Source organism: Dietzia sp. SYD-A1, from assembly GCF_015356725.1.
In the GTDB taxonomy this organism is placed as follows: Bacteria; Actinomycetota; Actinomycetes; order Mycobacteriales; family Mycobacteriaceae; genus Dietzia.
In genome coordinates, this window is record NZ_JADDKI010000155.1 from 1 (window position 1) to 3,593 (window position 3,593).

The following is a 3,593-nucleotide window of genomic DNA, read 5'->3' on the forward strand; positions in this document are numbered from 1 at the left end:
CGTGGTGTCCGACCGGTTCGTCGACGCCCTGGACGGCTTTCTGGACCACCCGCGCCGCGACCCCCACGGCGACCCCATCCCCACCCGTGACGGGCGGCTGGTCCACCTCACCGACATCCCCCTGGACCGGGTGCCGGAGGGCGGCGCGGGCGTCGTCACCCGGGTGTCCGACCGGGACAATTCCGTGCTCCGGCACCTGGCCGAGATCGGTCTGCGTCCCGACTCGCCGGTTGAGGTGGTCTCCCGCCAGATCGAGCTGGGGATCATCACCGTGGCTCTGCACGGCCGGGCGATCCCGGTGGGCACGCCGGTCGCGGCGGCGGTCCGGGTCCGGGTCCCGTCCGGCGAGGACAGCGCCGACGACACCGCCGGCGACGACGTCAGAACATCGTCCCGGGGTTGAGGAGCCCCTGCGGGTCCAGCGCGGTCTTGATGCGGCGGTTTAACTCCATCGCGTCCTCGCCCAGCTGGGCGGGCAGCCACGGCGCCTTGAGTCGTCCCACGCCGTGTTCGCCGGTGATCGTCCCTCCCATCCCGATCGCCAGATCCATCACCTCGCCGAACGCCGCCTGGGCCCGGTGAGCGCGGTCCGGGTCGTCGTCGGTCAGCACGATGATCGGATGGGTGTTGCCGTCGCCGGCGTGAGCGACCAGCGCGATCGGCACGTCCCGCCGGGCGGAGATCTCCTCGATCCCGGCGACCAGCTCCGGCAGCGCGGGCAGCGGCACCCCGACGTCCTCCAGCAACAGAGTCCCGGTCTTGCCCAGGCTGGTGAACGCGGCCCGACGCGCGACCGTGAACTGCTCACCCTCCTCGGGGTCGTCGGTCGCGAACACCTCCGTCGCGCCGTGCGTGCGGAACGCCTCGGCCATGAACTCGGTCTCGACCGCGCGGTCGGGTCCGGTGAGGTCGGACTGGGCCAGCAACATCGCGCCCGCCGAGGTGTCCAGCCCCATCCTCAGGTCCGCCTCCACGGCCCGGATCGAGACGGTGTCCATGAACTCCAGCATCGCCGGGCGGATCCGGCGCGTGATGGCCAGGACCGCGTCGCTGCACGCCACCACGTCGGGGAAGATCCCCACCACCGTGGAGCGCGGTGGTTGCTCGGGGATGAGCCGCACGATGATCTCGGTGACGATCCCCAGCGTGCCCTCACTGCCCACGAAGAGCTTGGTCAGGCTTAACCCGGCGGTGTCCTTGAGGCGCGCACCACCCAGACGCACCGCGGTGCCGTCGGCCAGCACCACCGTCAGACCGAGAACGTAGTCGGTGGTCACGCCGTACTTCACGCAGCACAGGCCACCGGCGTTGGTGGCGATGTTGCCGCCGATCGAACAGATCTCGTACGACGAAGGATCGGGGGGATACCAGAGGCCGTGCGCGGCGACGGCCCGTTTGACCTCGATGTTGAGAAGACCCGGCTGGACGGTCGCGGTGCGAGTCACCGGGTCGACGTCGATGTCCCGCATGAGCTCGGTGGACAGCACGATCCCGCCCTCCACCGCCGTCGCTCCCCCGGAGAGCCCCGAACCGGCACCCCGCGGGACCACCGGCACCCCGTGGGTCCCCGCCCAGCGCATGACCTCCTGGACATCCTCGGTCGACCGTGCACGAACCACGGCCAACGGCATCCCGGGGTCCGGAGCCTTGGCCCAGTCCTGGCGGTATCCCTCCAGCACGTCCGCGTCGGTGAGGACGGAGGCGGTGTGGAGGCGGGCACGGAGGTCGTCCAGGATCATGACCCGAACCTACGGCGTGGCCTCCCGGATCCGCAGGCGGTCGAAGACAGCTCGCAGGGGCCGCGGCGCCCACCAGTTGGCGTCGCCCAGCAGCAGCATCGCGCTCGGGACGAGCAACAGCCTGATGACGAACGCGTCCACCAGCACCGCGAGTGCCAGACCGAGGCCGAGAAGCCGGACCACGCTGATACCCGATGTACCGATGGCGAGGAACACCACCGCCACCAGAACCGCCGCCGCCCCCACGACGGGGGCGGTGCGGGACACCCCGTCGACCACGGCCCGGGTGGTGTCGCCGTGGCGGTCGTACTCCTCGCGGACCCGCGAGAGCAGGAACAACTGGTAGTCCATCGACAGTCCGAAGGCCAGGCACGCCATCAACAGCGGTGAGGAGCTGTCCACCACCCCCGTGGCCGTCACGCCCACCAGATCGGCCAGGTAGCCCTCCTGGAAGACCAACACCATCACACCGAAGCTCGCGGTGAGACTCAGCGCCGCCATGACCAGCGTCTTGAGGGTCACCAGCACTCCGCCGGTGAGCAGGAACACCAGGGGCAGCACCACCGCCATGACGAGGAGGGCGACCGGGACCGCCCGCTCGCTGATCGCCTTCCGGGTGTCGACGTCGTCGGAGTAGGTTCCCGCCACCGGTGCGGGGGCCACGACCTCCCGGACCCGTTCGGCGAGGTCCTGTTGCTCCGGCTGGGTCAGACCCGGGGCCGTCACCACCTCCACCGCGGCAACGGAGCCCCGCCTCAGGTCGGGGTCGCCGGGACCCACCGCGAGCCCGTCGGACAGGGTCTCGTCCGGTCCCCGCGTCGCCGTGACGCCGTCGATACGCGACACCCGCTCCGCCAACACCCCGGGATCCACGCCGTCCGCGAGGATCACCAGCGGATCGGATCCGAGGTCAGGTCGCTCGTCGCGCAACCGCTCGGCCGCCACCCTGGACGGCGCGTCCTGTGGCAGGACCCTGTCATCGAGCGTGCCCAGCCGGAGGCCGAACGCCGGCGTCAGCAGGATCAACAGGAGCATCGACACCCCCAGCGCCACCGCCACCGGGTGGCGCCGCGAGACCCCCAGCATCGCCGTGACCGAGCGACCGGGCCGGGTCGGGTCCACCCGTCTCACGGACCACGCGTCGATCCGCCGGCCGAGAACCCGCAGGACCGGGGGCAGCACCACCAGCGTGAGGATGGCGACGAGCGCCACGACCGCGACACCGGTCAACGCCATGGACCTCAGATAGGGCATGTCCACCGCCGTGAGCGCGGCCAGACACAGGCCGACCGTCACCGCCGAGATGACGATGGTCCTCCGGCACCGGCGCATCGTGCCCTCGACGGCCTCCGGCGGGTCGACCCCGGTGGCCAGTTCCTCACGGAACCGGGTCACCACCAGGAGGCTGTAGTCGATCGAGAGACCCAGTGCCAGACCGATCACGAGGTTGAGCGCGAACACCGAGACGTCGATCAGGTGGACCAGCCCCGACAGGATGACGAACGTCGAGAGCATGGCGAGCACCCCGATCGCGACCGGGACCGCGGCGGCCACCACGGAGCCGAAGAACAGCACGAGCAGGACCAGGGTGACCGGGACGGCGATGAGCTCGGCGCGGGTCAGGTCCTCCCGCGCGATCAGGTCGTCCTCACGGAGCACCTCGGCCCGGCCGGTCAGCTGCCGCTCGACGCCCTCGCCGGGCGGAGGGATCTCCTCGCGGACCGCGTCCAGTGTGCGCCGGGACTCGGAGTCACCGCCGGACAGCACCGCGTTCACCACCGTGGGGCCGTCCCCCGGCGCCGGCGACACCGTCACGCGACCCACTCCCCCGGCGCCGGCGAGGAAGGACGCGAC

Annotated in this window: 3 protein-coding genes; 1 reads left to right on the forward strand and 2 read right to left on the reverse strand. The window is 71.3% G+C overall.

Features of this window, described 5'->3' with window-relative positions; translation table 11 throughout:
- On the forward strand, window positions 1-403 hold a 403-nt coding region (locus tag IY392_RS07235), incomplete at its 5' end, for a metal-dependent transcriptional regulator (RefSeq protein ID WP_194860866.1).
- On the opposite strand, the gene IY392_RS07240 is transcribed toward IY392_RS07235, so the two are convergent.
- Entirely contained in the window at window positions 381-1,739 is a 1,359-nt protein-coding gene (locus IY392_RS07240) for an FAD-binding oxidoreductase (RefSeq protein WP_182612894.1), read from the reverse strand. The genes IY392_RS07235 and IY392_RS07240 overlap by 23 nt on opposite strands.
- Before the next feature lie 9 nt (window positions 1,740-1,748).
- Window positions 1,749-3,593: MMPL family transporter (locus IY392_RS07245; RefSeq protein ID WP_228549141.1), on the reverse strand; the 1,845-nt coding region annotated here is incomplete at its 5' end.

What these genes read in the sequence shown, in the direction of transcription:
- IY392_RS07240 (WP_182612894.1), bottom strand. Translation starts at nt 1,739, where the DNA reads ATGATCCTGGACGACCTCCGTGCCCGCCTCCACACCGCCTCCGTCCTC.